This window comes from Rhizobium sp. ZW T2_16, from assembly GCF_044987325.1.
Classification (GTDB): Bacteria; Pseudomonadota; Alphaproteobacteria; order Rhizobiales; family Rhizobiaceae; genus Neorhizobium; species Neorhizobium cellulosilyticum.
The window spans coordinates 36186-60135 of record NZ_JBJDRG010000012.1 but is presented as its reverse complement, the minus strand read 5'-3'; the positions used below and the strand labels follow the sequence as shown (position 1 = coordinate 60135).

At 61.7% G+C, this 23950-nt stretch carries 21 protein-coding genes; 8 read left to right on the top strand and 13 right to left on the bottom strand.

What is annotated here, in order from left to right; all coding sequences use genetic code 11:
• Window positions 1-5 precede the first annotated feature (5 nt).
• The 6 genes from ACI3K0_RS22465 (at window position 6) to ACI3K0_RS22440 (ending at window position 6527) form a co-directional block, all read left to right on the top strand.
• A complete protein-coding gene (locus ACI3K0_RS22465) occupies window positions 6-956 on the top strand; it encodes an ABC transporter permease (protein WP_148146713.1) in 951 nt (316 codons plus the stop codon).
• The gene (locus ACI3K0_RS22460) at window positions 949-1770 is read left to right on the top strand and encodes an ABC transporter permease (protein WP_148146711.1); all 822 of its coding nucleotides are present in this window, start codon (window positions 949-951) and stop codon (window positions 1768-1770) included. Before ACI3K0_RS22465 ends, ACI3K0_RS22460 begins: the two co-directional genes overlap by 8 nt.
• A complete protein-coding gene (locus ACI3K0_RS22455) occupies window positions 1767-3449 on the top strand; it encodes an ABC transporter ATP-binding protein (protein WP_286195031.1) in 1683 nt (560 codons plus the stop codon). The genes ACI3K0_RS22460 and ACI3K0_RS22455 overlap by 4 nt, the downstream gene beginning before the upstream one ends.
• Entirely contained in the window at window positions 3446-4660 is a 1215-nt protein-coding gene (locus ACI3K0_RS22450) for a Xaa-Pro peptidase family protein (RefSeq protein ID WP_148146709.1), read from the top strand. Before ACI3K0_RS22455 ends, ACI3K0_RS22450 begins: the two co-directional genes overlap by 4 nt.
• A gap of 97 nt (window positions 4661-4757) precedes the next feature.
• On the top strand, window positions 4758-5543 hold the full coding sequence (locus ACI3K0_RS22445; protein WP_148146708.1) for an SDR family oxidoreductase: 786 nt from the start codon (window positions 4758-4760) through the stop codon (window positions 5541-5543).
• A gap of 57 nt (window positions 5544-5600) precedes the next feature.
• Complete coding sequence (locus tag ACI3K0_RS22440) at window positions 5601-6527, top strand: dihydrodipicolinate synthase family protein (RefSeq protein WP_148146706.1); 927 nt, start codon at window positions 5601-5603, stop codon at window positions 6525-6527.
• A gap of 242 nt (window positions 6528-6769) precedes the next feature.
• On the opposite strand, the gene ACI3K0_RS22435 is transcribed toward ACI3K0_RS22440, so the two are convergent.
• The 7 genes from ACI3K0_RS22435 to ACI3K0_RS22405 all read right to left on the bottom strand — a co-directional run bounded on the left by ACI3K0_RS22435 (window position 6770) and on the right by ACI3K0_RS22405 (window position 15611).
• Window positions 6770-7165: a RidA family protein gene (locus ACI3K0_RS22435; RefSeq protein ID WP_112456178.1), complete on the bottom strand. Its 396-nt coding sequence runs from the start codon at window positions 7163-7165 to the stop codon at window positions 6770-6772.
• Between the two features lie 90 nt (window positions 7166-7255).
• Entirely contained in the window at window positions 7256-9061 is a 1806-nt protein-coding gene (locus ACI3K0_RS22430; protein WP_148146705.1) for an ABC transporter ATP-binding protein, read from the bottom strand.
• Window positions 9062-9063: 2 nt separating this feature from the next.
• The gene (locus ACI3K0_RS22425; protein WP_148146703.1) at window positions 9064-9927 is read right to left on the bottom strand and encodes an ABC transporter permease; all 864 of its coding nucleotides are present in this window, start codon (window positions 9925-9927) and stop codon (window positions 9064-9066) included.
• The gene (locus ACI3K0_RS22420; protein WP_183685812.1) at window positions 9924-10865 is read right to left on the bottom strand and encodes an ABC transporter permease; all 942 of its coding nucleotides are present in this window, start codon (window positions 10863-10865) and stop codon (window positions 9924-9926) included. Before ACI3K0_RS22420 ends, ACI3K0_RS22425 begins: the two co-directional genes overlap by 4 nt.
• Before the next feature lie 78 nt (window positions 10866-10943).
• Complete coding sequence (locus ACI3K0_RS22415; protein WP_148146699.1) at window positions 10944-12461, bottom strand: ABC transporter substrate-binding protein; 1518 nt, start codon at window positions 12459-12461, stop codon at window positions 10944-10946.
• A gap of 56 nt (window positions 12462-12517) precedes the next feature.
• Window positions 12518-13999 carry a M81 family metallopeptidase gene (locus tag ACI3K0_RS22410; RefSeq protein WP_148146697.1) on the bottom strand — a complete coding sequence of 494 codons (1482 nt, stop codon included), beginning with the start codon at window positions 13997-13999 and terminating at the stop codon, window positions 12518-12520.
• Window positions 14000-14522: 523 nt separating this feature from the next.
• Window positions 14523-15611 carry a D-TA family PLP-dependent enzyme gene (locus ACI3K0_RS22405; protein ID WP_148146696.1) on the bottom strand — a complete coding sequence of 363 codons (1089 nt, stop codon included), beginning with the start codon at window positions 15609-15611 and terminating at the stop codon, window positions 14523-14525.
• 192 nt (window positions 15612-15803) lie between these two features.
• On the opposite strand from ACI3K0_RS22405, the gene ACI3K0_RS22400 reads away from it, so the two are divergent.
• A complete protein-coding gene (locus tag ACI3K0_RS22400) occupies window positions 15804-16667 on the top strand; it encodes a MurR/RpiR family transcriptional regulator (protein WP_183685539.1) in 864 nt (287 codons plus the stop codon).
• 307 nt (window positions 16668-16974) lie between these two features.
• A complete protein-coding gene (locus tag ACI3K0_RS22395; RefSeq protein WP_286195030.1) occupies window positions 16975-18267 on the top strand; it encodes an MFS transporter in 1293 nt (430 codons plus the stop codon).
• A gap of 14 nt (window positions 18268-18281) precedes the next feature.
• Here the strand turns inward: ACI3K0_RS22395 and ACI3K0_RS22390 are convergent, their stop codons facing one another.
• The 6 genes from ACI3K0_RS22390 to ACI3K0_RS22365 form a co-directional block, all read right to left on the bottom strand.
• On the bottom strand, window positions 18282-19610 hold the full coding sequence (locus ACI3K0_RS22390) for an MATE family efflux transporter (protein ID WP_404946283.1): 1329 nt from the start codon (window positions 19608-19610) through the stop codon (window positions 18282-18284).
• Window positions 19611-20189: a peroxidase-related enzyme gene (locus ACI3K0_RS22385; RefSeq protein ID WP_148146691.1), complete on the bottom strand. Its 579-nt coding sequence runs from the start codon at window positions 20187-20189 to the stop codon at window positions 19611-19613.
• Window position 20190: 1 nt separating this feature from the next.
• Window positions 20191-20697 carry a CMD domain protein gene (locus ACI3K0_RS22380; protein ID WP_404946282.1) on the bottom strand — a complete coding sequence of 169 codons (507 nt, stop codon included), beginning with the start codon at window positions 20695-20697 and terminating at the stop codon, window positions 20191-20193.
• 13 nt (window positions 20698-20710) lie between these two features.
• Entirely contained in the window at window positions 20711-21301 is a 591-nt protein-coding gene (locus tag ACI3K0_RS22375; protein WP_286195029.1) for a 2-hydroxychromene-2-carboxylate isomerase, read from the bottom strand.
• Window positions 21302-21309: 8 nt separating this feature from the next.
• Window positions 21310-22791: an NAD(P)-binding domain-containing protein gene (locus tag ACI3K0_RS22370; protein ID WP_404946281.1), complete on the bottom strand. Its 1482-nt coding sequence runs from the start codon at window positions 22789-22791 to the stop codon at window positions 21310-21312.
• Between the two features lie 87 nt (window positions 22792-22878).
• Entirely contained in the window at window positions 22879-23949 is a 1071-nt protein-coding gene (locus ACI3K0_RS22365) for an ABC transporter ATP-binding protein (protein WP_183685533.1), read from the bottom strand.
• Window position 23950: the final 1 nt, after the last annotated feature.

The window sequence follows — 23950 nt, the reverse complement described above, 5'->3', positions numbered from 1 at the left end:
TCCGCATGACCAGGGCTTATCTTCTCCGCCGCTTGCTGGCCGTCTTTCTCGTGCTGGCGATCGTCACCTTCGCAGTGTTCGCCATCACGACGATGCTGCCGGGCAATGCAGCGATCATGATTCTGGGGGAATACGCCACCCCGGAAGCCGTCGCCGCACTCGAAAAGCAGCTGCATCTCGATCAGCCCTGGTATGCTCAATATCTGAGCTGGGTCGCCGGTATTCTTCACGGCGACTTCGGCACCTCGTTGCGTCTTTCCTTGCCGGTGACCCAGGTCGTCGGCGAGGCCTTCGTCAACTCCGCCATGCTGGGGGCGACGGCGCTGGTTGCCGTCACCATCACCGCCATTCCGCTCGGCGCGCTCGCTGCGTTGAAGCGCGGCACGGGAATGGATCTGGGCCTCGGCCTGTTCAGCTATCTCGGCACGGCGCTGCCGGAATTCGTCACTGCGACGCTGCTCCTCGTCTTCTTCGCAGCACCGCAGCACGGGCTTTTTCCCGCCGGTGGCTTCGTTGCGCCCTGGGAAAATCTCGCCGGTTTCGGCGCGCATGTCGTGCTGCCTGCCGCCACGCTCGGCCTCGTGCTGATGGCGCATATTTCAAGGCAGGTGCGGTCCGAAATGTCGGAAGTTCTGTCTTCCGACTATATTCGCGCAGCAAGGCTGAAGGGCTTGACCGAAAAGCGGGTGATCCGCCGCCATGCACTGCCGAATTCGCTGGCGCCGGCGATCGCCGTCATCTCGCTCGATATCGGCTATCTGCTCGGCGGGATCATCGTGGTGGAGGAAATCTTTGCCTGGCCGGGTCTCGGACGATTGCTGATCTATGCGCTGGAAAACCGCGACCTGCCCGTCATTCAGGCCGTGACCCTGCTTCTCGCAGCCGTCTATGCCCTGTCCAACCTCCTGTCGGACATCGTCATTGCCCTGCTCGACCCGAGGGTGCGTTATGCGTAATTTTTTCTCATCCCCCACCGCAATCATGGGCACGGCCCTGCTTTCGATCGTCCTTTTCGCTGCGATCTTCGGCCCGCTGATCGCCCCCTATGACCCGCAGGCCTTCGATCCGCTGAACCGCCTGCAGGGGCCGTCGATGGCGCATCTGTTCGGCACCGACCAGTTCGGCCGCGATCTGCTTTCCCGCGTTCTGACCGGCGCGCCCTCGACCGTCGCCTTCGGTGTCGGTGCCACCCTGCTCGGTGTCGGCATCGGCTCGATCATCGGGGTTGTCGCCGGCGTTTCCGGCGGCTGGGTCGACAGTACGATCATGCGTATTCTCGACGGGCTTCTGGCCGTGCCGGATCTGTTGTTCACGCTGCTGATCGTCACCATTCTCGGCGGCGGCATGGAGCATGCGATGCTGGCGGTCTCGATCGCATTTGCACCGGGCATGGCGCGTATCGCCCGCAGTGCCGTTCTGTCCGTGCGCACCCGCGACTATGTGCGGGCGGCGGTCGCGCGCGGTGAGTCCGGCGTCTATATCGTCACCTGCGAAGTGCTGCCCAATGCGCTGAGCCCGATCGTGGTCGAGGCGACGATCCGCGTTTCCTTCGCCATCATGATCGGCGCGACGCTCGGTTTCCTCGGTCTCGGCGCGCAGCCGCCGAGCACCGAATGGGGGCTGATGGTGGCGGAAGCGCGGCAGTTCATGTTCCGCAATCCCTGGTGCGTGGCGATCCCCGGTCTTTCGATCGCAATCGCAGCACTTGGTTTCAATCTTTTCGGCGACGCCCTGCGTGACGCCCTCGACCCCAAGAGGAGCCACGGATGACAGTGCAGACCATGAGCCAGAACGTCACTGCAGCGGCGGAAAAGCCGGCGCTTTCGATCATCGACTATTCGCTGTCCTACAAGACCGCCAACGGGCTGGTCGCCGCCTTGAAGAATATCGACCTGACGATCCCGAAGGGAAAGACGGTCGGTCTTGTCGGCGAGTCCGGTTCGGGCAAGTCGTCGATGGCGTGGTCGGTGATGCGCTATCTGCCGCCGAACGCGGTGGAAACCGGCGGCGCCATTCGCCTTGCTGGCGAGGAACTGCTGGACCATACGCCGTGGCAGATGGCCGATATTCGCGGCAGGCGCATGTCCATGGTGTTTCAGGATCCCTCGACCTCACTCAACCCGACCATTCGTCTGGGCGAGCAGATTGCCGAAGTGCTGATGCGTCATCGCGGCCTGACCAAAGCGCAGGCCTGGGCTGAAGCCGAAGCGGCGCTGGCCCGCACCGGCATTACCCGGCCGAAGGAAATGCTGCAGCGGTTTCCGCATGAGGCATCGGGCGGCGAAAAGCAGCGTGTGGTGATCGCCACCGCCTTTGCCTGCGAGCCGGAACTGATCATTTTCGACGAGCCGACCACGGCGCTCGATATCCTGACCGCGCGGCAGATCCTCGACCTGTTCAACCAGCTGCGCGACGAGACGAATGTTTCCGCACTCTACATCTCGCACGATCTCGGGCTGGTTTCCCGCGTGGTGGACGAGGTGTCGGTGCTGCACAAGGGTGTGATCGTCGAGCGTGGGCTTGTCGGCGAGGTGTTCGCCAGGCCTTCCGCGCCCTATACGAAACAGCTGATCGGTGCGGTTCCGAACCCGGATCGCTGGATCGGTGTCGATGCGCCGGCCGAGCCGAAGACGCTGATCAAGCTCGACGGGATCGGCGTGCATTACGGAGCGCCATCGAAGATCCAGAAAATGTTCTGGCCGGAAGATGCCGAAAAGGTCGGCTTCTGGGGGGCGAAGGACGTCAATTTCGAGGTTCGCAAGGGTGAGCTTCTCGGCGTCGTCGGCGAAAGCGGATCGGGTAAGTCGACCATCGCCAAGGTCTTGGCCGGCCTGCAGGATTTTCAGGGCAATCTGGAAATCGAGGGTAAGACGGTGGGCAGCCGCAAGGCGATCGACCGGGCCTATCGTCGCCGGGTGCAGATCGTTTTCCAGCATCCGGACGCCTCGCTCAACCCGCGCCAGAAGATCGGCACGATCATCGCCCGGCCGCTGAAACTCTACGGCGTTGTCCCGCGTGAAAAAATCAAGGCGCGGATTGCCGAACTGCTGGAGATGGTGCGGCTGCCGGCCGAGTATGCCGACCGTTATCCGCACCAGCTTTCCGGCGGTGAAAAGCAGCGCGTGGCGATTGCCCGCGCTTTTGCCGCTGAGCCTGAACTGGTGATCTGCGACGAGGTGACGGCGGCGCTCGACGTGTCGGTTCAAGCGGCGGTGGCCGAACTGCTGGTCAAGCTGCAGAAGGATACCGGTGCGGCCTGCTTGTTCATTACCCACGACCTGAACCTGATCCGCCAGCTCGCCCATCGCATCGCGGTGATGCATCACGGCAAGCTGGTCGATTTCTTCGACAGGCCGGATGCGCGCTCGGAAGACCGCGATCCCTATACCAAGGCGCTGCTCGATGCGGTGCCGGTTCATACGCCCGTGGAGGCTTTTGAAATCGCATGAGCATGTATGTTCCCCAGGAGTTTGCCGGTTCCACGCGCGGTGGCCGGCAAGTCTTGTTGAAGTTCAAGCAGGCCGAGTTCGAAACCCGTCTGGCCGCAACCCGTCGCCGGATGCGGGAGCGCGGACTCGATGCGCTGATCGTGTTTTCGCAGGAAAGCCATTACTGGCTGACGAGCTATGACACGGCCGGTTACGTCTTCTTCCAGGCCGGTCTGGTGCTGGCCGATGATGGCAGCGACACGGTGCTTCTGACCCGAACGCCGGATCTCAGACAGGCGAATGTCGCGTCGCTTTATGACGACGTTCTGGTCTGGCTGAATGCCGAGGATGCCAACCCGGCCAACGATCTGCGCGCGATCATGGCCGAGAAGGGGCTTTCCGGCAAAAAAGTCGGCGTCGAATATGCGACCTATGGCCTGACCGGGGCCAATGCCCGGATGGTCGATACGGCGCTCGATGGTTTCTGCGTGACCGAGGATGCGTCCGACATCATCCGCACCGGGCGACTGGTGAAATCCGCAGCCGAGCTAGAGCATGTGCGCATGGCGGGCAAGCTGGCGGATGCCGCCGTGCGTGCGGCGATCGGTGTGACGAAGCCCGGCATTCCCGACACCGTGCTCTCGGGTGCGGCGCTTACCTCGATGCTTTCCGGCGGTGGTGACATTCCCTCCGGCGGGCCGCTGGTCAATTCCGGGCCGCGCGCGCTTTACGGCCGCGGCATCGGCGGGCCGCGACTGATCGAGGAACAGGACCAGATTCTCGTTGAACTCGCCGGCTCGCATTGCCGCTATCATGTCGTGGTCGAGCATACGCTGGTGACCGGCAAGCCGGATCCGCGGCAGTTCGACATGCTGAAGGTGGCGAAGGAAGCGCTCGACGGCATCAAGGATGCGGCAAGGGCAGGGGCGGCGCTCGGCACGCTCGACGATATCCATCGCCGCGTGCTCGACAATGCCGGTTTTGCCAAGGCGCGGTACGCCGCCTGCGGTTATGCGCTGGGCTGCACCTTCAAGCCGACCTGGATGGACGTGCCGCCGATGATCTATTCCGGCAATCCGTTGATCATGACGCCGGGCATGGTGTTCTTCGTCCACATCATGATCCCCGACGCGGAAACCGGGCTGGTTGCCGGTGTCGGCCAGACCTTCGCGATCACCGAGGGCGCGCCTGAAGTGTTCAGCGACCTTCCGGTGGAACTCTACTGCTGCTGAGCGCGGCAGACACCAAAATCAAGAGCAATTCCAGCAGAAGTGGCAACCGGTTTTGCGTCCGGAATTGCATCGAAACAAAAGACAAGAGCAGGCATTCATGGATCTTCAATTAAGCGGAAAGACCGCGCTGGTATTCGGCGCAGGCGGTGGACTTGGTGGTGCGATTGCCCGGTCGCTGGCAGCGGAAAAGGCCAATGTCATCGTTGCCGATATCGATCTCGCCGCTGCCGAAAAGACGGCGCAGGCAATCGAGGCTGAAGGCCACAAGGCTTTCGCGTTGCAATGGGATATTGGTGATCTCTCGGTGATCGGGGAGCGGCTGGCGCTGATCGCTTCAACCTTCGGGCCGGTGGACGTGCTGGTCAACAACACAGGTGGTCCGCCGCCGACGCCAGCTACTGGTCAGGCGCCGGAAATCTGGTCGAAATATTTCGACAGCATGGTGCGCTCGGTGATCGCCGTAACCGACGCGATCCTGCCGTCGATGCGCGAGCGCGGCTTTGGCCGTATCATCAGCTCGACCTCTTCAGGTGTGGTTGCGCCGATCGCCAATCTGGGCATTTCCAACAGCCTGCGGCTGGCGCTGGTCGGCTGGTCGAAGACGCTGGCGCGCGAAGTCGGACGTGACGGGATCACCGCCAATGTCGTGCTGCCGGGCCGCATCGCCACGGGTCGTATCGTCTTTCTCGACGAGCAGAAGGCCAAGCGAGAGGACCGGCCGGTGGCGGATGTGACGAAGGAAAGCACCAATTCCATTCCGGTCGGCCGTTATGGCGATCCGCAGGAATATGGCGATGCCGTCACCTTCCTGGCCAGCCCGCGCGCATCCTACATCACCGGCTCGGTGATCCGCATCGACGGTGGCCTTCTCGCCAACATCTGATTAGAAATTAGGATCAAAAGCTGCGGCTTTGATCGATATCGCATCCGGGAGAAAGACATGACATTCAGCACTCAGTCCAAGGGCGTCTATGCGATTGCCGCCACGCCGTTTCACGACGATGGCGCGATCGACTTCAACTCGGTCGACCGCCTGACGGATTTTTACGAGGAAAGCGGCTGCACCGGCATCACCATCCTCGGTATCATGGGCGAGGCGCCGAAGCTGGAAGCGGATGAAAGCCGGGCGATCATCAAGCGCGTCGTCGAGCGCGCCAAGGTGCCGGTCATCGTCGGCGTTTCGGCGCCGGGTTTTGCCGCGATGCGTTCGCTGGCCCGCAGCTCGATGGACATGGGTGCTGCCGGCGTGATGATCGCGCCGGGGCAGGGTGCAAAGACCGACGAGCAGACCATCAACTATTTCGCCGGTGCCGTGGAAGCGGTCGGTGAAGACGTGCCGTGGGTGCTGCAGGACTATCCGCTGACGCTCAACACGGTGATCGCCACCAGCGTGGTTGCCAAGATCATCACCAACCACCCGTCATGCCTGATGCTGAAGCATGAGGACTGGCCGGGTCTGGAAAAGATCTCAAAACTGCGAGCCATGCAGAAATCCGGCGAGTTGCGCGAATTCTCCATCCTCTGCGGCAATGGCGGCATGTTCCTCGATTTCGAACCGGAACGCGGCGCAGACGGCGCGATGACCGGTTACGGTTTCCCCGACATGCTGAGCGAGCTTGTGTCGCTGTTTGAGCAGGGCAAGCGCGACGAGGCGCATGACCTGTTCGACGCACATCTGCCGCTGATCCGCTACGAGCAGCAGCTCGGCGTGGGCCTGGCGGTGCGCAAGCACATCCTCAAACGCCGCGGCGTGATTGCATCGGACGCACAGCGCAAGCCGGGCCAGATGCTGACGGCGACGGCGAAGGCCGAGGTGGATTACCTGCTGGCGCGGGTGGCAAGGCACGACAAGCGGGCGGCGCTGTAAGCGCTCGCATTAGGGAGGACGCCTTCCTCTCAGCTGTCATCCTCGGGCTTGACCCGAGGATCCAGACGCAGGCCGCTTTTCGTTGTGTTGCTTTCAAGACGACAACGATCGGCTTTGGTCGGTCGTTGTCAGCTCGTACTTGGATCCTCGGGTCAAGCCCGAGGATGACGGCCGTGGTGGGGATGCACTTGAGGTAACCGGCGAACTTTCGAAACAGAATGTCTCCCGCCGGTCTTTCCCGATCAATCCAGCGGCTTATACGCGATCACGTCCATCTCGACCTTGACGTCGACCATCATCGGGGATTCGACGGTGGAGCGGGCCGGGGGGTGGTCGATGAAGTGCTTCTGGAAGACGGCGTTGAAGCTGGAGAAATCGCGGGCGTCGTCGAGCCAGACATTGACCTTGACGACATGTTCCAGCGTGCAATCGGCAAGCGCCAGAACCGACTTGATGTTGGCGATCACCTGTTCGGTCTGGGCGACGATATTGCCGACGATGACTTCGCCATCGACGGTCGGCACCTGGCCCGAAACATAGACGAAATCACCGGCGCGGACAGCCTTGGCGAAGGGGCGGCGCTGGCCGCCGGCCTGGGCGTCGGCGACATCGTAACGGATGAGTTTCTTGCTGGTCATGGGGTGGTCTTTCTATTCCAGTGGGGTAGGGGCCGGGCTTGCCTGTTTTCGCAATGCCGGCAACTGCTTTACGCTTCTGCCGGCATTGTTTCAGTGGGCATCCTGCACGAAATGGCCGGGGGAAACCTCGCGATAGGTCCGCTTCGGCACGACGTAATCGAAGGGGCGCACGGGGCTCTTGATCTCTTCGGAAAGCGGTGCTGGGGTCTGGCCGCGGCGTGACGGATCAGGGATCGGCACGGCCGAGATCAGGCGCTGCGTATAGGCATGCTGCGGGTTGTCGAAGATCGCCACCCGCGGGCCGATCTCGACGATTTCGCCTAGGAACATCACCGCCACGCGGTGGCTCATCCGCTCCACGACCGCCATGTCGTGGCTGATGAACAGATAGGCGAGGCCTCTCTTTTCCTGCAGGTCGAGCAGAAGGTTGGAGACCTGCGCCTTGACCGACACATCGAGTGCGGAGACCGCTTCGTCGGCGACGATGAATTTCGGGTCGAGGGCGAGCGCGCGGGCAATCGAGATTCGCTGGCGCTGGCCGCCGGAGAATTCGTGCGGGTGGCGATCGGCCATGGCGGCGGAAAGGCCGACCTGTTCCAACAGTTCGGAGACGCGGGCCTTGGCATCTTTCCGACCCATCAGGCCGTGGGCGAGGATGGGTTCGGCGATCGCGGAGCCGACGGTGATGCGCGGGTTGAGTGAGGCGAACGGGTCCTGAAAGATCATCTGCGAGGTGCGGCGCATGGTCCGCAATTCCCGCGTGCCGGCCTTGGTGACATCCTGACCGCCGATGACGATCGAACCGGCGGAGGGATTGAGCAGGCGGATGATGGCGCGGCCGGTCGTGGATTTGCCGCAGCCGCTCTCTCCGACCAGCGACAGGGTTTCGCCTGGACGCAGGTCGAAGGAGACATCTTCCACCGCATGGACGCGCCCATTGGGCAGGTCGAAACGGACGGCGAGATTATCGACCTTGAGGATCGGCTCGACGCTCAAGGCGACCGGGTTCATCTCGCGGCCATCGACGGCAATACCGGTCGAGGCATCGACCTCGGGGAAACGTTTTGGTGCGGCGGCGGCACCCATCGTGCCGAGACGCGGGATCGAGGCGAGCAGGGATTTTGTGTAGATCGCTTTCGGCGTGGCGAAAATTTCGTCGGTCTTACCGGTTTCGATCATGTCGCCGCGGAACATCACAACGGTGCGGTCTGCGATTTCTGCGACCACGCCCATGTCGTGGGTGATGAACAGAACGCCCATGTTTTCCTCCCGCTGCAACTCGCGCAGCAGGTGGAGGATTTCGGCCTGGATCGTCACGTCGAGGGCGGTGGTCGGCTCGTCGGCGATCAGCAGTTTTGGACGGCAGGCGAGCGCCATGGCGATCATCACGCGCTGGCGCATGCCGCCGGAGAATTTGTGCGGATATTCGTGAAGACGGGCTTTGGCCGCGGGAATACGGACGCGCTCCATCAGGCGCACAGTCTCAGTCTCGGCTTCGCTCCATGACAGGCCGCGATGCAGAACGAGAGCTTCCGCAATCTGGTTGCCGATGGTGAAGACCGGGTTGAGCGAGGTCATCGGCTCCTGAAAGATCATGCCGATCGAGCCGCCGCGCACCTTGCGCATCTCGGCTTCGCTGGCGGCAAGCAGGTCCTTGCCGTCGAGCAGGATCCGGCCTTCGGTGCGCGCGCGGCCGGCCGGCAGAAGCCGCATGGTCGACAGAGCGGTGACGCTCTTGCCCGAGCCGGATTCTCCGACGATCGCAACCGTTTCGCCGGCATCGACATGCAGGCTGATATTGCGGATGACGGCTTTCCAGCCACCTTCAGTCTTGAACGAAGTGGTCAGGTTCTCGACCGCAAGCACCGGCCGTTTGGTGGTCGTTATATCGGTCATGATCAGCTTTCCTTGGCGAGACGCGGATCGACGAGATCGCGCAGGCCGTCGCCCAGCAATTGCAGGGAGAGAACCGAGAAGACGATGGCAAGGCCCGGAAACACCATCAGCCACGGAGCGTTGTTCATGTATTCGCGGCCGGATGCCAGCATCGTGCCCCAGGTCGGCATATCGGTGGAAACGCCGACGCCGAGGAAGGAGAGGCTCGCCTCCGCCAGCATCGCCGAGGCGAAGACGAATGTGGCCTGCACGAGGATGGGAGATGCGAGGTTGAGCAGCACGTGGCGGGCAAGGATCTGCCAGGTCGGCAAGCCCATGGCGACGGCCGCCTCGATATAGGGCAGTTCGCGCAGGACCAGCGTCGAGCCGCGGACGATACGGGCAAGCCGCGGGGCGTAGGTGATGCCGAGGGCAAGGATGACCGTCGTCAGCGATGGGCCGAGGGCCGCAACCAGTGCGATGGCGAGCAGGATGTCGGGGAAGGACATCATCGCATCGAGCAGGCGTGAGATCGGCGCATCGAGGCTGCGGAAGAAGCCGGCGGCGACGCCGAGGATGACGCCGAGCACCGTCGAGATGACGACGACACCGAGGCTGACGAGCAGCGAGATACGGCCGGCGAAAATGGCGCGGGAGAAGATATCGCGGCCGAATTCATCGGTGCCGAAGAAATTCGTCATCGACGGCGGCTTCAGCTTGTTGATGATCGACAGCTTGTTCGGCGCGTAAGGCGCGACCCAGGGAGCGAGCAGCGCAGCCAGAATGACGATCGCCAGGATGATGGCGCCGAACAGCATGGCACGGTTGCCGAACAGGCGACGCAGGCCGGCTGCGAAAGGCATGGAGAGGGAGGCCATCGTGTTCATAGGCGCACCCGCGGATCAACGAGAATATAAAGCATGTCGACGATGAAGTTGATGAGGACATAGATGGCGGCCACGACGAGCAGCGCGCCCTGAATGACCGGATAATCGCGGCGCAGGACGGCCGAGACGACGAGATTGCCGACGCCCGGAAGACCGAAGACGGTTTCGGTGACGACGGCACCGGCGACCAACATGGCGACCGACAGGCCGATGACGGTGATGATCGGGATCATCGCGTTCTTCAGGGCGTGCTTGAGGATGACGCGGCCCTCGCCGGCACCCTTGGCGCGGGCAGTGCGGACGTAATCATCGCCCAGGACATCAAGCATGGCGGCGCGGGTGAAGCGGGTGATGAGAGCCGAATTGACGACGCCGAGTGCGACTGCCGGCAGCACGAGATGGTGCAGGCGTTCGAAGAAAGGCGTTTCGGGCCCGCCGTAACCGGAGGCCGGGAACCAGCCCTGGCCGACGGCAAAAACCTGGATCAGAATCAGGCCGAGCCAGAAGCTCGGGACACTGGCGGCGACCATGGTGAGCGTCACGACGATCTGGTCGAAGATCGTGCCGCGTTTGACGGCAGACAGGATGCCGACCGGCAACGCAATACCGACTGCGATCAGGATCGAGAAGAGGGTGAGGAAGAAGGTCGGCTCGGCACGGGCGGCAAGTGCTGTCGTGACCGGCTGATTGAGGAAGATCGACTGGCCGAGATCGCCCTGCAATATGCCCAGAACGAACTGGCCGTATTGCAGGAGAAGCGGCGCATCGAGCCCCATCTTCTCGCGCAATTGCGCGATATCGGCCGGGGTCGCATCCGACCCCAGCATGACGGCGGCAGGATCGCCGGGCGTGACGCGAACGATGATGAAGACCACCGTCACGACGAGGGCAAGCACGATTGCCATGCCCCCCAGCCGTTTCAGCAGCGCTTGTGCGATCCTTGCCATTGTCAGTCCTCAGTTTCTACGCAATTCCAGCAAAACCGGTTGCCGCTTCTGCTGGAATTGCTTTCAGCCTTACTTCTTCGGGGCTACGTTCCAGAAATGCGGCCAGTAGGTTGGCTCGTAACCGGAAACGCCGTTGGCGACGCCGGAAACGGCATTGAAGTTGCCGACCTTGTAGAGCGGTGCATCATCATAGATGACCGTTTGGATGCCGTCCCATGCCGCCTTCTTGGCATCGTCGGTGGTGGCGTCCATGTAGGTGGCGACAGCCTTTGCCTTCTGATCGGACACATACCAGCCCGGATAGGTGTCGGTGATCGTGTTGATCGTCGTCGGGTCACCCGGGAAGTTGGAATGGGTGATGAAGATATCCCATGCCTTCGAATCCGCGCGGCGGGTCGTCAGCGTTGCCCAGTCGACCACCTGCAGATCGACCTTGAAGCCCGCGGCTTCGAGATAGGCCTTGGCGACTTCGCCGATCTTGTAGTGGAATTCGTACTGGCGGCTGGTCAGAAGGCGGATCGGGGTTCCGTCGTAACCACCATCCTTCAAGAGCTTGGCGGCTTCTTCCGGATTGCCATCGCCATAACGGGCGACACCGGCTTCGGTGTGCCAGAATGAACCTTCCGGGAAAATCGAGGCATCGACGCTGAAGAAGCGGTCGTCAGAGAAGGCGGCCATCATCATGTCGTTCGGGTTGAGCGCAACCTGAACCGCCTGACGCAGCTCTTTCTTAACGAGAAGACCTTCCTTCATGTTCATGTTCATCGACGCCCAGCCGGCATCGCGGAAGATGACGGGCTTGGCATTGCCGCTCTTTTCGACGCGCTCGAATGCGCTGACCGGAAGGGAGTCCGCATAATCGAACTGGCCAGAGATCAGGCCTTCAACGCGGGTGTTGGCATCCGGCACCGGAACGAAACGGATTTCCTTGGCGATCGCCTCGCGCTTACCGGCATAGTTGCTCGGCGCACCTTCAGGCGACTTGTAGCCGTCGAAACGGACGAGCTGGGTGTACTGGTCTGGCTTGCGCTCCTTCAGGGCGTAAGGGCCGGTGCCGACGAATTCGGTCAGCGTGTCGGCGATCTTTTCCGACGGCAGGATGACGGAAGCCTGCGACAGGGTGGCGAGCAGCGGCGCATAACGCGACTTCAGCTTGAAGACGACCGCATGATCGCCATCTTCCGTCAGGCTTTCGACGATCGCTGCGACCTGCTTGCCCTTGGAATTGACCGCCATCCAGCGCTTCAGCGAGGCGGTAACGTCCTTGGCATCGAAGGTGCTGCCGTCATGGAAGGTGACGCCTTCGCGCAGCGGGATCGTGTAGGTGAGGCCGTCCTCGGAAATCTTCGGCATGCCGGCTGCGAGCAGCGGTACGGACTTCCATTCGGCGTCATAGGTGTAGAGCGTTTCGAAAATGTGCTGGTCGATGGTCAGCACGATATCGGTCGCCGTCTGCATGACGTCGAGCGTCGGCGGCTCGCCGATCGTGGCAACGGTCAATACGCCGTCGCTCGCCTGCGCCATTGCGAGGCTGCTGGTGCCGGCCAAGGCCGCCAGCGTCATCAGAACAAGTGCACTCTTTTTCATGGTCATCCCCTTGTTGCGTTTAATATAGCGGCCGGCTTTCCTGTCCGGCCGGGATTTCAGGCATCCAGTCCCAGCGGATCGGCCACGCGCGGCCAGAGCTTCAGGCTCGCCTTGCGATAGGGCGTTGTCGCCGGGTTGGTCGGATAGGAGGTCGGCGCGGCGATATAGACGATCTCTGACGAGACCGGCTGGAAGCCTGCGTAGAAATGGTTGGTCGACTTGATCAGCATGTAGGACTTGCGCGCGAAATCGATGCCCTGATTGGCGAAGATATCCGGCTCATAAGTCTGGGTGCGGCTGGTGATCAGCACGATATCGATATTGGTGCCGACCGGGCGAATGACGGCGGCGCTTCCGAGCGTGACACGCGAATTGCGAAAGCTCTGCCAGCCGGCATCGAAAACTTGTCTGACGGTGACGCGCAGATCCAGCGGATCGCCGCCTTCCGGGCTCGACTTGCCGCCGACGCGCAGTGCCAGTTCCGCGCCTTCACCCGCCGCATGGCAGAAGGTGACGGCGATCGGGTCCCAGATGGTGGCCACGGCGAAATCGTCCATACCGCGTTCCATCATCCGGCGCAGGATATAGGTGGCGTCGCCCGCCACGCCGCCGCCGGGATTGTCCCAGACATCGGCGATGGTGACCGGTTTTTCCGGATGCGCGGCGCGAATGGCGATGGCCTTGTCGAGGCCGGCCTCCGTATCGAACATCGGCATCGCGGTCGTCTTGCGCAGGCTGTAGAGTTCGCGGCCGAGTTTTGCGGCCAGTGCGTCGCCCTTCTCCTTGTCATTGTCGGTGACGACGACGATGCGGGTGCCCATGTCGGGCAGGTCACCAGCCATGAAGCCGTGGATGACGGAGGCGGACAGGATGCCGTCCTTGCCTTCCATCGCCTGCATGCGATCGACGAAAGAGCGCATCGGCTCGCGGCTGGTGGGGAAGATGGTGATCATCCGGCAGTCGAAGGTGGAAATGACCGGCTTGATCTTTCCACGCAGCGCCTGGAGCGCGAGTTCCACCACATGCTCGCCACGCTGTTCGAAATCCGTATGGGGGAATTCGAGGAAGGCGGCCATGATGTCGAGGTTGGCAACGCGCAGGGCGGTGAGGTGGCTGTGCGGATCGAATTCGGCGGCGATCAGCACATCGGGGCCGACGATTTCGCGGACGCGTGAAAGAAGATCGCCCTCGGGATCGTCATAGCCTTGGGCTGCCATCGCACCGTGCAGGCCGAGAACGACGCCCTCGACGGGCAGGGCGGCTTGCAACTCTGCCAAAATCAGGTCGCGCAGCGTCTCGTAGGTCTGGCGCTGGATGAGGCCGGCGGGTTCGGCCCAGCAGGATGTGCCCTCGATGACGGTGAAACCCTCGGCCTTGCCGCGGCGGCGCAAGATCGGGACGACGGAGGAGCACAGGGTCGGCGTATCGGGATGTTCGCCCGGTCCGGCATAAAACGCCGCCTTGAAGGCGTTCATATCCGTCGGCACGGGAGAAAAAGTGTTCGTTTCGGTCGCCAGCGAGGCGGTGAAGATGCGCATGTCTTGTTATCCGAATACACTTCGGCCTCAGGGCGACGCTGCCGTGCCCGAATGCCGTTGCCATGTTGTGCTGATTTGAAGTCTGCCGGAGCTACCGCCTGGATGTCGCTTAGCGACAGTCGTGATGCTCTCGGATCATTCGATTTCCCGTTTTCCTCAAGTTCGCCCGCTCACCGTTTCGGTGTAATTTATTTTCTTCATAATGCGCCAAATCAAAGTCAAGTCAATGGATTTTCAGATTTCGCACTATTTTGTGTAATTTATTTTCTTGAACGGGAATTTCGCGGAAAATTTTCATGCCGGCTGGAGATGCCGGACTCCGCTGCGTGCGTTGTCGCAACCGCAATCCGTTTTGAATCAATGATTTCCCTAGCCGTGAACATGGGGCACTAGCTGCGGAGAGAAAATCCGCCATGAAAAAGGGCGCCCTCGACAGGCGCCCGATTTTCATCATGTCGCTTGAACCGTGGCAGCGGGGTCGCTGCCTATCGGGTCGGCGCGAGAAAAATTTTCAAGACGGGCCTTACCAGACCGTTCCGCGGGCATCGATATTTTCAACCCGCGTGACCAAGCCGTCCTTGTGGAAGACCATGCGGTCGAAGAGATTGGTGACGACGCAGGTATGGTTCGGCACGACCTTCACCTGGGCGCCGATCTCCGGGAAGGGCGTGGTGCAGCCGGAAATATCGACCACGGCGTGTTCTTCCGAAAGCGAAACGATTTTTGCACCTTCGTAGCCGGCGATCGAACCGTAATCCGAAAAGCCGAGAAGATCGGATGTCAGCGCCTTGGAACCGCTGTCGAGAACCGCGCGGTCCGGGGCCGGGCGGGAAACGACGGTGGCGAGGATGTGCATGGCGAGATCGTCATCGGTGCAATGGCCGGCGCGGACCATGCTGCGATCGTTATAGACATAGGTGCCGGCGCGATGTTCGGTGGCAGACGGCACGAGATGGGCGAAGAACAGGTCCGGCGAACCGCCGCTGGAGCGGACAGGGCAATCGATGCCTTTTTCGGCAAGCAGCGCCATGGTCTTCGACATGAAAGCCTCGACCTGCTCGGCACCACCGGTGGCCGGGTAGGTCATGATGCCGCCGAAACGGAGGCCCGGTGCAGCCGCGATATTTTCGGCGAGTGCCACGGCTGCTTCCGGTGTCTGCACGCCGCAGCGTTTTGCGCCGGTGTCGCATTCGATCAGCACGGTCAGCGGCTTGTCGGCATCGAACGTTGCCGTAAGGCCTGCGACCGTCGTCTCGCTATCGGCAACGACGGCGAGTTTCGCGACGCGGGCATTGAGCGCTTTGAGGCGGGCGAGCTTTGCTGCGCCGAGAATGTTATAGGTGATCAGGATGTCGTTAAAACCGGCATCGGCAAACACTTCCGCCTCGGTTACCTTCTGGCAGTTGAGGCCGACGGCCCCGGCTTCCACCTGCTGGCGGGCGACGGCTGCGATCTTGTGGGTTTTGATATGCGGGCGGAACGCCTTGCCATGGCTTTCGCAATAGGCCTGAACGCGGGCGATGTTGGCGGCAAGCCGCGCCTCGTCAATGACCGGCATCGGGGTTGCAACCTCATTGAGCGGCGTGCCGGGTTCGGGCCAGGGATAGTTCATGGAGAGACCTCATCGGGATGAAGCGACCGTGCCTGAAGCGGCATCGGCGCGGGAAGGTTGTTTTTATTTTCTTGAAACAGCCGAGTTTCGTTGATGCTGGCGGGCATTATGCTATCAAATTACCAGACAGTGAAATTCATTTTCACAGGCGCATGCATTTTTCTAGTGCTGCCAATCTGAAGGGAAGACCGAATGGATCTGTTTCATGCCCTTTCCGATCAGGATGGCCGGCTTTCCGGGCTGGAGGCGAAGCTTGCCCAGTTCGCGCTGGAAAATGTCGATTTCGTCGTCAATGCGTCGATCATCGAGGTGGCGGAAAAGGCCGGCGTTTCGCCGCCGACGGTGACGCGTTTCTGCCGGCGGCTGGGTTGCCAGGGATATTCCGATTTCAAGGTGCAGCTTGCAAAACTCGCCTATGTCGGCCTGCGTTACCTGACGCCGGAAGCACCCACCGCGACGGCCGAGGAAGTAGCGCAGGATATCGTGTCGAAGGCGCAGAACGCGCTGTTCGAGGTCCACCGCCAGCTCGATTTGGAAGTGATCGAAAAGGCGGCACAGATGCTCAGGGCTGCCGAGTTCATCCAGGCTTTCGGTGCCAGCGGCAATTCGGCAATGATCGTCAACGAGCTGCATAACCGGCTGTTTCGTCTCAGCTGCCGGGTCAATGCATCCAGCGACCATGGGATGAACCTGATGATTTCGGCAGCGGCTCAGCCGGGCACTGTCGTTTTCGGCTCGTCCTTTACCGGCCGCGACATGGGGCTTGTCCATTGCCTCAACCTACTGCGCGAGCGCTCGATCCCGACTATCGTGATGACGCAGGGCGGTTCGCCGGTCGCCAGCGCTGCGGATCTGGTGATCGCCATTGAGATGCCCGAGGGCAAGAACATCTTTCGGCCGACCTCGACACGTTATGCCTATCTGGCGGCGGTCGACATTCTCGCCAACATGGTCGCCTATGCCGATCGCACCAGAGCGCTGAAATCGCTGCGCGCGATCAAGGAAGAACTGGTGCGCAACCGCGATGGCGATGACCGCCAGCTTCTCGGCGACTGATCCGACCTCAAATTCAAGCAATTGCGGATTGATGCATTTGCGACATGATGATGCCGTTTTCAGGCAAGAAGTATTGTCGCAATCAGACGACACAGACGTCGAATTTTGAACATTCGGGACGGGCACCACCATTCGCCGTCTCAAGCATCCATGGGTTGATTTCCGTGTAAGAAGCCAGGCACCAAGGCGCTGACGATCTCGTGTCGATCACGCTGCACAATATTCGCGGTCGTAGTTACCGCCACGGCGAGGCGAGATGCCGGGATCAGGCATCGCCATTTTTAAAAATCATAAAAACGAGACCTTCATGTCGAGGCAAACCCTGACGACGGTGATGGCGCCGCTTCTCGGCCTTTTCATCCTGAGCGTTGGCAACAGTTTTCTGTCGTCGCTGACCACTCTGCGACTCGATGCTGCGGGCGCCTCGCCGGCAATGATCGGTGTGGTGTCCTCGGCGTATTTTGTCGGGCTGACGCTCGGGGCGATGTTTCATGACCGGCTGATCGTGCGGATCGGGCACATTCGCGCCTATGCCAGTTTTGCCTCGCTCGGCGTCGTCAGCATTCTCATGCAGGTTCTGTCTGCCGACTGGATGCTGTGGATCCTCGTCAGGCTGATCTATGGCTGGACGACGGTCGGCGTTTTTCTCGTGATCGAAAGCTGGCTGCTGCTGGTTGCGGACCAGACCGTGCGCGGCCGGTTTCTGGCCCTCTACATGATCGCGTTCTACGGCGCGGGTGCAGTCGGGCAGGCGCTGCTGGGAACGGTCGACGGGCTGGGCGAGTTCGCACCCTTCATCGCGGCCGCGATGCTGGCCTCGCTGTCGGTTCTGCCGATCGTGATCCTGCCGCGCGAAATGCCGCTGATGGAACGGGTGGAGGCGCTGAAACCCCTGCAGCTGTTTCAGATGTCGCCGAGCGGCGTGATCGGCTGCTTCGGATCGGGTGTAGCGATCGCGGCCGTCTATACGCTCTTTCCGCTCTATCTGCAGACGAATGGCATGCCGGTGGATGAGGTCGGGATGATGATGGCTTGTGTCATTCTCGGCGCGATGGTGCTGCAATATCCCGTCGGGCGCTGGTCGGACAACCAGGACCGGCGCGTGGTGCTGATCACGCTCGCCTTTGCCTGCCTGCTGCTCTGCGCCGCGATCCTGTTTCTGCCGCATAGCCCAACGACCCTGATGATTACCCTTTTCCTGTTGGGTGGCGGCATCTTTGCGATCTATCCCGTATCGATCAGCTTTTCGGCGGACAGGGCCTCGGCGGCATCGCTGGTGCCGATGATACAGGGCATGTTGCTGGTCAATTCGCTTGGTTCGGCGATCAGCCCGATTTCGATCTCTGCTGTGATGAGCGCGTTTGGGGCATCGGGTTTGTTCTGGTCGCTGGCGGTGCTGAACATCCTGATGGTGGTGTTCTTCATCTGGCGGCGTGGCGCGCGGCCGGATGCCACGCAGGTTGCGCCTTTCGCGCCGGCTACGGCGATGTCGCCGATCGGAGCAGAGATCCGCGTGACCGACGAGATGATACAGGGCGTGAAGGAGCACGACGCCGAGGGGGAGGAGCCTCCCTTCAGGCACGCATCATCGCTGGGGTGAGGATGAGATAGGCCCTATCCGAGCGTTCTCGCCGTCAGTTTCGGCAGCATCAGGCGGAAGGCGATGCTGCGGGCGCTCTGGAAGAGAAGCAGCGCGATCCACAGGCCGTGATTGCCGAAGAGCGGCTGCAGAACGGCCCAGGCGACAAAATAGGTGGCGAGCGACAAGAGCATGAGATTGCGCATCTCGCGTGACCATGTCGCGCCAATATAAACCCCGTCCATCTGGAAGGCGATGGCGCCGACCAAGGGCATGATCGCGGCATAGGGCAGAAAACCTTGGGCCAGCTGTTCGACCGTCGCATTGGGGGATGCCAGATCGATGACCCACCAGCCGCCGGCGAGGAAGGACAGCGCAACAAGCGCACCGAAAACCAGCGCCCAGAGAGTGGTGAGTTTTATCATACGGTCGAAGGCGGCTCGGTTTCTGGCTCCGACGGCACGGCCGGCCAATTGTTCGGCCGCAGTCGCGATGCCGTCGAGGAAGGCGACGCCGAAAAAGTAGAAGCGCAGGAGGATCGTATTGGCGGCGAGGATATCGATGCCGAGTTCGCCGCTCTGGCGGGTGAAGAAGGAAAGCCCGATCAGCAGCGCAAACGAGCGGATCATCATGTCGCCATTGACCGAGAAGAGTCGTCGCAGGCTTTTCAGATCCGGCCAGTTCCAGCTGGCCCTGTCGGTGCGACAGAGGATGATGATTGCACCGGCAAGTGCTGTGACGATTTCCGAGACGAGGCTGGCGATGGCAAGGCCGGCAACGCCGCCATCGAGACCGAGTACCCACCAGATGCTCAAGCCCAGATTGAGGCCGTTAAGCAGGCCCTGCAGCAGCATGGCCGTGAGCGCATCACCCCGGCCGATGATCCAGCCGAAGGCGACGAAATTGAACAGCACGAAAGGGGCCGACCAGACGCGCCAGGAGAAATAGACTTTTGCGGCGTCTGCGACCGCACCATCGGCGCCGAGCACGGTGAGGCCGAGATTGCCGATCGGGACGTGGAGGAGGAGGATGGCGAGGCCGGCGACCATGGAAATGGTCAGGCCGCCGAGAAGCATGCGCTGCTCATAACGGCGGTCGCCGGCGCCAAAAGCCTGGGCGGTAAAGCCGGTCGTCGCGCCGCGTAAGAAATTAAAAGTGACGAACAGCACGTCGAAAATGACGGCGGCGAGCGCCACGCCGCCGATCAGCGCCTCCTGCCCCAATTGCCCGATCACGCCCGTCGCCACGAGGCTGACGAGCGGGGTCGAGAAATGGGCGATCATCATCGGGATCGCGATGCGCAGCACTTCGCGATGGGTAACCCCGAAGGAGGGTGCGGTGTCTGCGCTCGTCGCGGTTGCCACTTAGTCTTTCCGATGCGGTTCTCCGAGCGTGTGCATCAGCCGGTTGGCCCAGCCGAAGATCGCCACGGAATGGATAAGGTCGAGGATTTCAAGATCACTCAGGCCGGTCTCGCGCAAGTGGTAGAACTGGTAGACCCCGACATTATCCGGATGGGCGGTCAGATCGACGCCGAAATTGAACAGCGCCTGATCGTATTCGCCGAGATCGGCTTCGAGACCGTTCTGGTAGATTTCCTCCACCACTTCCGGCCGCTTTTCCAGCTGGATGAAACGGTTGGCGTGAACCTGGGCGCAATAGATGCAGTGGTTGACGAAGGAGGCGGCAAGCGCGCCGAGTTCGCGGCCGCCGCGCGACAGGCCGCCATCGCTATACATGATATCGTTGAAAAGCGGCGAGCGCTCGGCCAGCATCTCGGTTTCCTGCGCCAGCACCAGCACATAGGCGGACACCTTGGTATTGGACGGCGTGACCTTCAGCGCATCCAGCTGTTCGGGCGTCGCCGTCTGCAGGTCGACCGGCTTGACGTAAGGCTGCCATTCGAGCGCATCGAGGGTGAATTCATGAACCGCGTCAGACATGTCAGTTGTCCCTCAGCATCTTCAGGCCGGCGACGACCAGGACCTGGTAATTGACGAAAGCGATGATGCCGGCGAGCGTGACGATATCGCGATCGTCGAGGCCTGCGGCATAGAGCTTTTCGATGTTTTCGCGGGTGGCAGCCTTCGGGTTCTTCGTCACCAGATCGACATGGCGCAGGATGACGGCGAGGCGGCTTGCCTCGTCTTCCGGCTTCCATGCGGGATCAGCAATCGAGAGGACATCGCCGCTCGCGCCTTCCGTCGCGGCGACGTCGCGGTAATGGGCCTGAAGTTCCTGCGAGGTCCAGAGTGCGGCCATGCGGGCGGCAAAAGCTGCACGCTCCGCATAGGAGAAATTGCGCGGATCGGTGGGGTGGAGTGCCGCGACATAGCTCGTCTGGGTGAGGTGCCTCAGCTTGGCGCGCTGTTCACGCAGGGCAAGCAGCGGCGAGGCGGGGGCAAGGCCCAGCACCTTATCGATCACATCGACAGTCGTTTCGGTGGTCATATGATTTTATTCCTCAATCTTGCGAAAGGGCTTCGTCGAGAAAGTCCAGGCGGTCCTGCCCCCAATAGAGCACGTCCTTGTAGATCCAGGTCGGGGTGCCGAAGACACCGCGCTTGCCGGCTTCTTCGTGGCTGTCGAGCCAGGCCTGCATGATTTCCGGCTGGTCTTCCATCGCCTGCAGCTTGACGCCGTCAAGGCCGAGCCGGTTGGCGACGTCGATACGGACATCCGGCTGGGTCACGTCCAGCTCTTCGCTCCAGAGAGCGTGAAGAAGGGCGTGGCTGAGTTCCAGCGACGGCAGGCCGAGCCTGTCGGCGGCGATTACCATGCGCGCGGAAAATTCGTTATTGGTCGGGTAATATTTGGGCTTGAGCACCAGTGGCATGTTGAGACGCTTGCGCCAGCGATCGAGTTCGACCGCGTGATAATCCTGACGCGGCTGCGGGCGGGAGCGCAAGGGTACGCCACCGTTTTCCGTGACGATGCGCGTCGGGCGCACCACAACGTCGAGATCGTGTTTTTCGATCAGCGCCTTGAACTGCGGCCAGCCGAGATAGGCCCACGGAGAACTGAGGGCGTGGTAATAATAGACTGTCTTGCGCATGATTATCCTCAAGCTGTCTTCTGTTCGGGGAGATCGGCGTCGGCATCGACCCATTCGGAACCGTCGAGTTCCGGCTTTTCGTAAGCCAGCAGGGCTTCCCAGTGGTAGTCGATATCGTCGATGAACAGGCCGGCAGCCACACCGCGGGCAAGCCATTGCGCACCTTCGCTGATTGCCGGGATATCGCCGCTGACCTTGCCGAGGCTCATCGTCGCACCGTAGTTGAAGCAGTGGATGTTTTTCAGCCAGGGCGCCTTGCCCGGCGTCTTTTCGGTGAAGGCGAAATCGTCCTCCAGCCAGGGGAAACGGCCAAGGCTCGGGTGTTTCTCGTCAGCCGGCGGCGTGATGCGGTCTTCCCAGCAGGCGATCTGATCCTTGTAGGGTTCGAGTTCGCTGCGGGCCAGCGGATCGACGGTGAAGCCGGTGCCGAGGATGACGAAATCGGTGCGGAAGATGCGGCCGTTCGTCGTGGTGATGACCACTTCGCTGCCTTCCTCCTTCATCGAAGCAATGCCGCAATCGAAATGGAAGAAGGCATTGGCGTGACGGCTGACGCGCAGCGTCGAACCGTGCGGGGCGGGGGTCTGCTGCCGTGTCGAATAATCCATCAGGCGCCATCGCCATTTCGGATCGATCTTCGGGAACCCGGCGGTGACGCCGTAGGAGCCGATGCCCATCAGCTTGTTGACCGTCGGCATCTTCTTGCGGCGGGCGAGAAGGCGGACCTCGCCGGCACCGGCTTCGAGTGCTTCCGCTGCGTTATCGACGGCGGATGCGCCGACGCCGATGACGACGACGCGCTTGCCCTTGAGGGTGGTGAAATCAACCTCGTCGGCCGAATGCGCCCAGCTTTTGCCGCGCTGCATGCCTTCGACGAAGCCGGGGATTTCAGCGGCACCGAGGCCATCGCGTCCGGTCGCCAGAACGAGCTTGCGGGTAAGGATCGGCTTCTCAGCGCCGCCGGCGATTTCAAGCTCCAGAAGCCCGTCTTCACGCGGGACGATGCGGGTGACGTTGATGCCGTTTTCGACCGGAATGGAGAGGACGTCGCGGTACCAGTCGAGGTAATCCATCCACATTGGGCGGGGGATCCGGTACAGTTCTTCCCACTTGGCGATGCCGAAAAGCGCCGTATACCAGGCGCGGAAAGTCAATGACGCCATGCCGGCTGCCGGCCCGAGCAGCGTTTTCGGCGAGCGCAGGGTTTCCATGCGGGCGAAGGTTTTCCACGGACCTTCGCGACCCTTCGGCGCCTTGTCGATGATCCTGATATTGCGGATGCCGACGCGGGAAAGCGCGAACCAGCCGACGAGACCGCACATGCCGCCACCGATGATGACAACGTCGCTGACCGGTCTGCCATCAACCTTGGCCGAAGCAGGCGACCAGTTGGCGGGCGGATAGTTCAGATATTCGAGGTCCTGCGCAACGCGGGCGTTCAGTTCGGCAAGCTTTGGATCGTTGAAACTGCGGATCGGTTCGGGACTCATTTGTCAGGTCCTGTTCGGTTCAAATATTCGGTGTTGCCGGCCGCGTGACACGGCCGGGCAAGATGCCGGGGATGCCGGCTGTCATGGTCAGTCGGCCAGCACCACGGCGTCGTTCTCGCGCCATGTCAGCCAGACATCGTCGCCGGTTATGGCCGAAAGCGCCACCGGATCGAGCTGGGCGACAACCGACTGGCCATTCGCCAGGCTGACGGTCAGCGATGTATGATCGCCCTTGAAGATGCTCTGCGTGATGCGGCCGGAAACGGCAATCGTGTTGGCCGGCTTTTGCGACAGGATGGAAATTGCTTCCGGGCGCAGCGCTGCTGCAACCGTGTTGCCGACCGCCGGGCTTTGACCGTTGAGGTTCGCATGGACAACGCTGCCGTTCCATTCGATGGCGGCCAGACCGCCATCGATGGCCTTCAGCCTGCCTTCGATGAAGTTCGTCTCGCCGATGAAGTTGGCGACGAAGCGGCTGCGCGGCTTGGCGTAAAGCGTATGGGGGTCGCCCATCTGCTCGATGCGGCCGGCATTCATGACGACGACGACATCCGACATGGTGAGCGCTTCTTCCTGGTCGTGGGTGACGAAGATGAAGGTCTTGCCGGTGGTTTTCTGGATCGACTTGAGTTCGATCTGCATCTGCTGGCGCAGTTTTGCATCGAGCGCGGACAGCGGCTCGTCGAGCAGCAGGACATTCGGGTTGGGTGCAAGTGCGCGCATCAGCGCGACACGCTGGCGCTGGCCGCCGGAAAGCTGACCCGGCATGCGCTCGGCGAAATCGGTGAGCTTGACCAGCGACAGAAGCTCCATCGTGCGTTTGTGGATGGCGTCGGATGCCATGCCCTTCAGTTCCAGACCGAAGGCGACGTTGCGGCGGACGTTGAGATGCGGAAAGAGCGCATAGTCCTGGAAGACGATGTTGACGTTGCGCTTGTTGGGCGGGAGCTTGCTGATCTCCTGGCCGTCGAGAAAGATCTCGCCGGACGTCGGCGTCTCGAAGCCGCCGAGCATGCGCAGCGTCGTCGACTTGCCGCAGCCGGAGGGGCCGAGCAGGGTGACGAACTGGCCGGGTTCGATGGCGAGATCGAGATTGTCGACCGCGAGCGAGGAGCCGTAAGATTTGTTGACGTTACGGAAATGAACGACTGGCTGCATG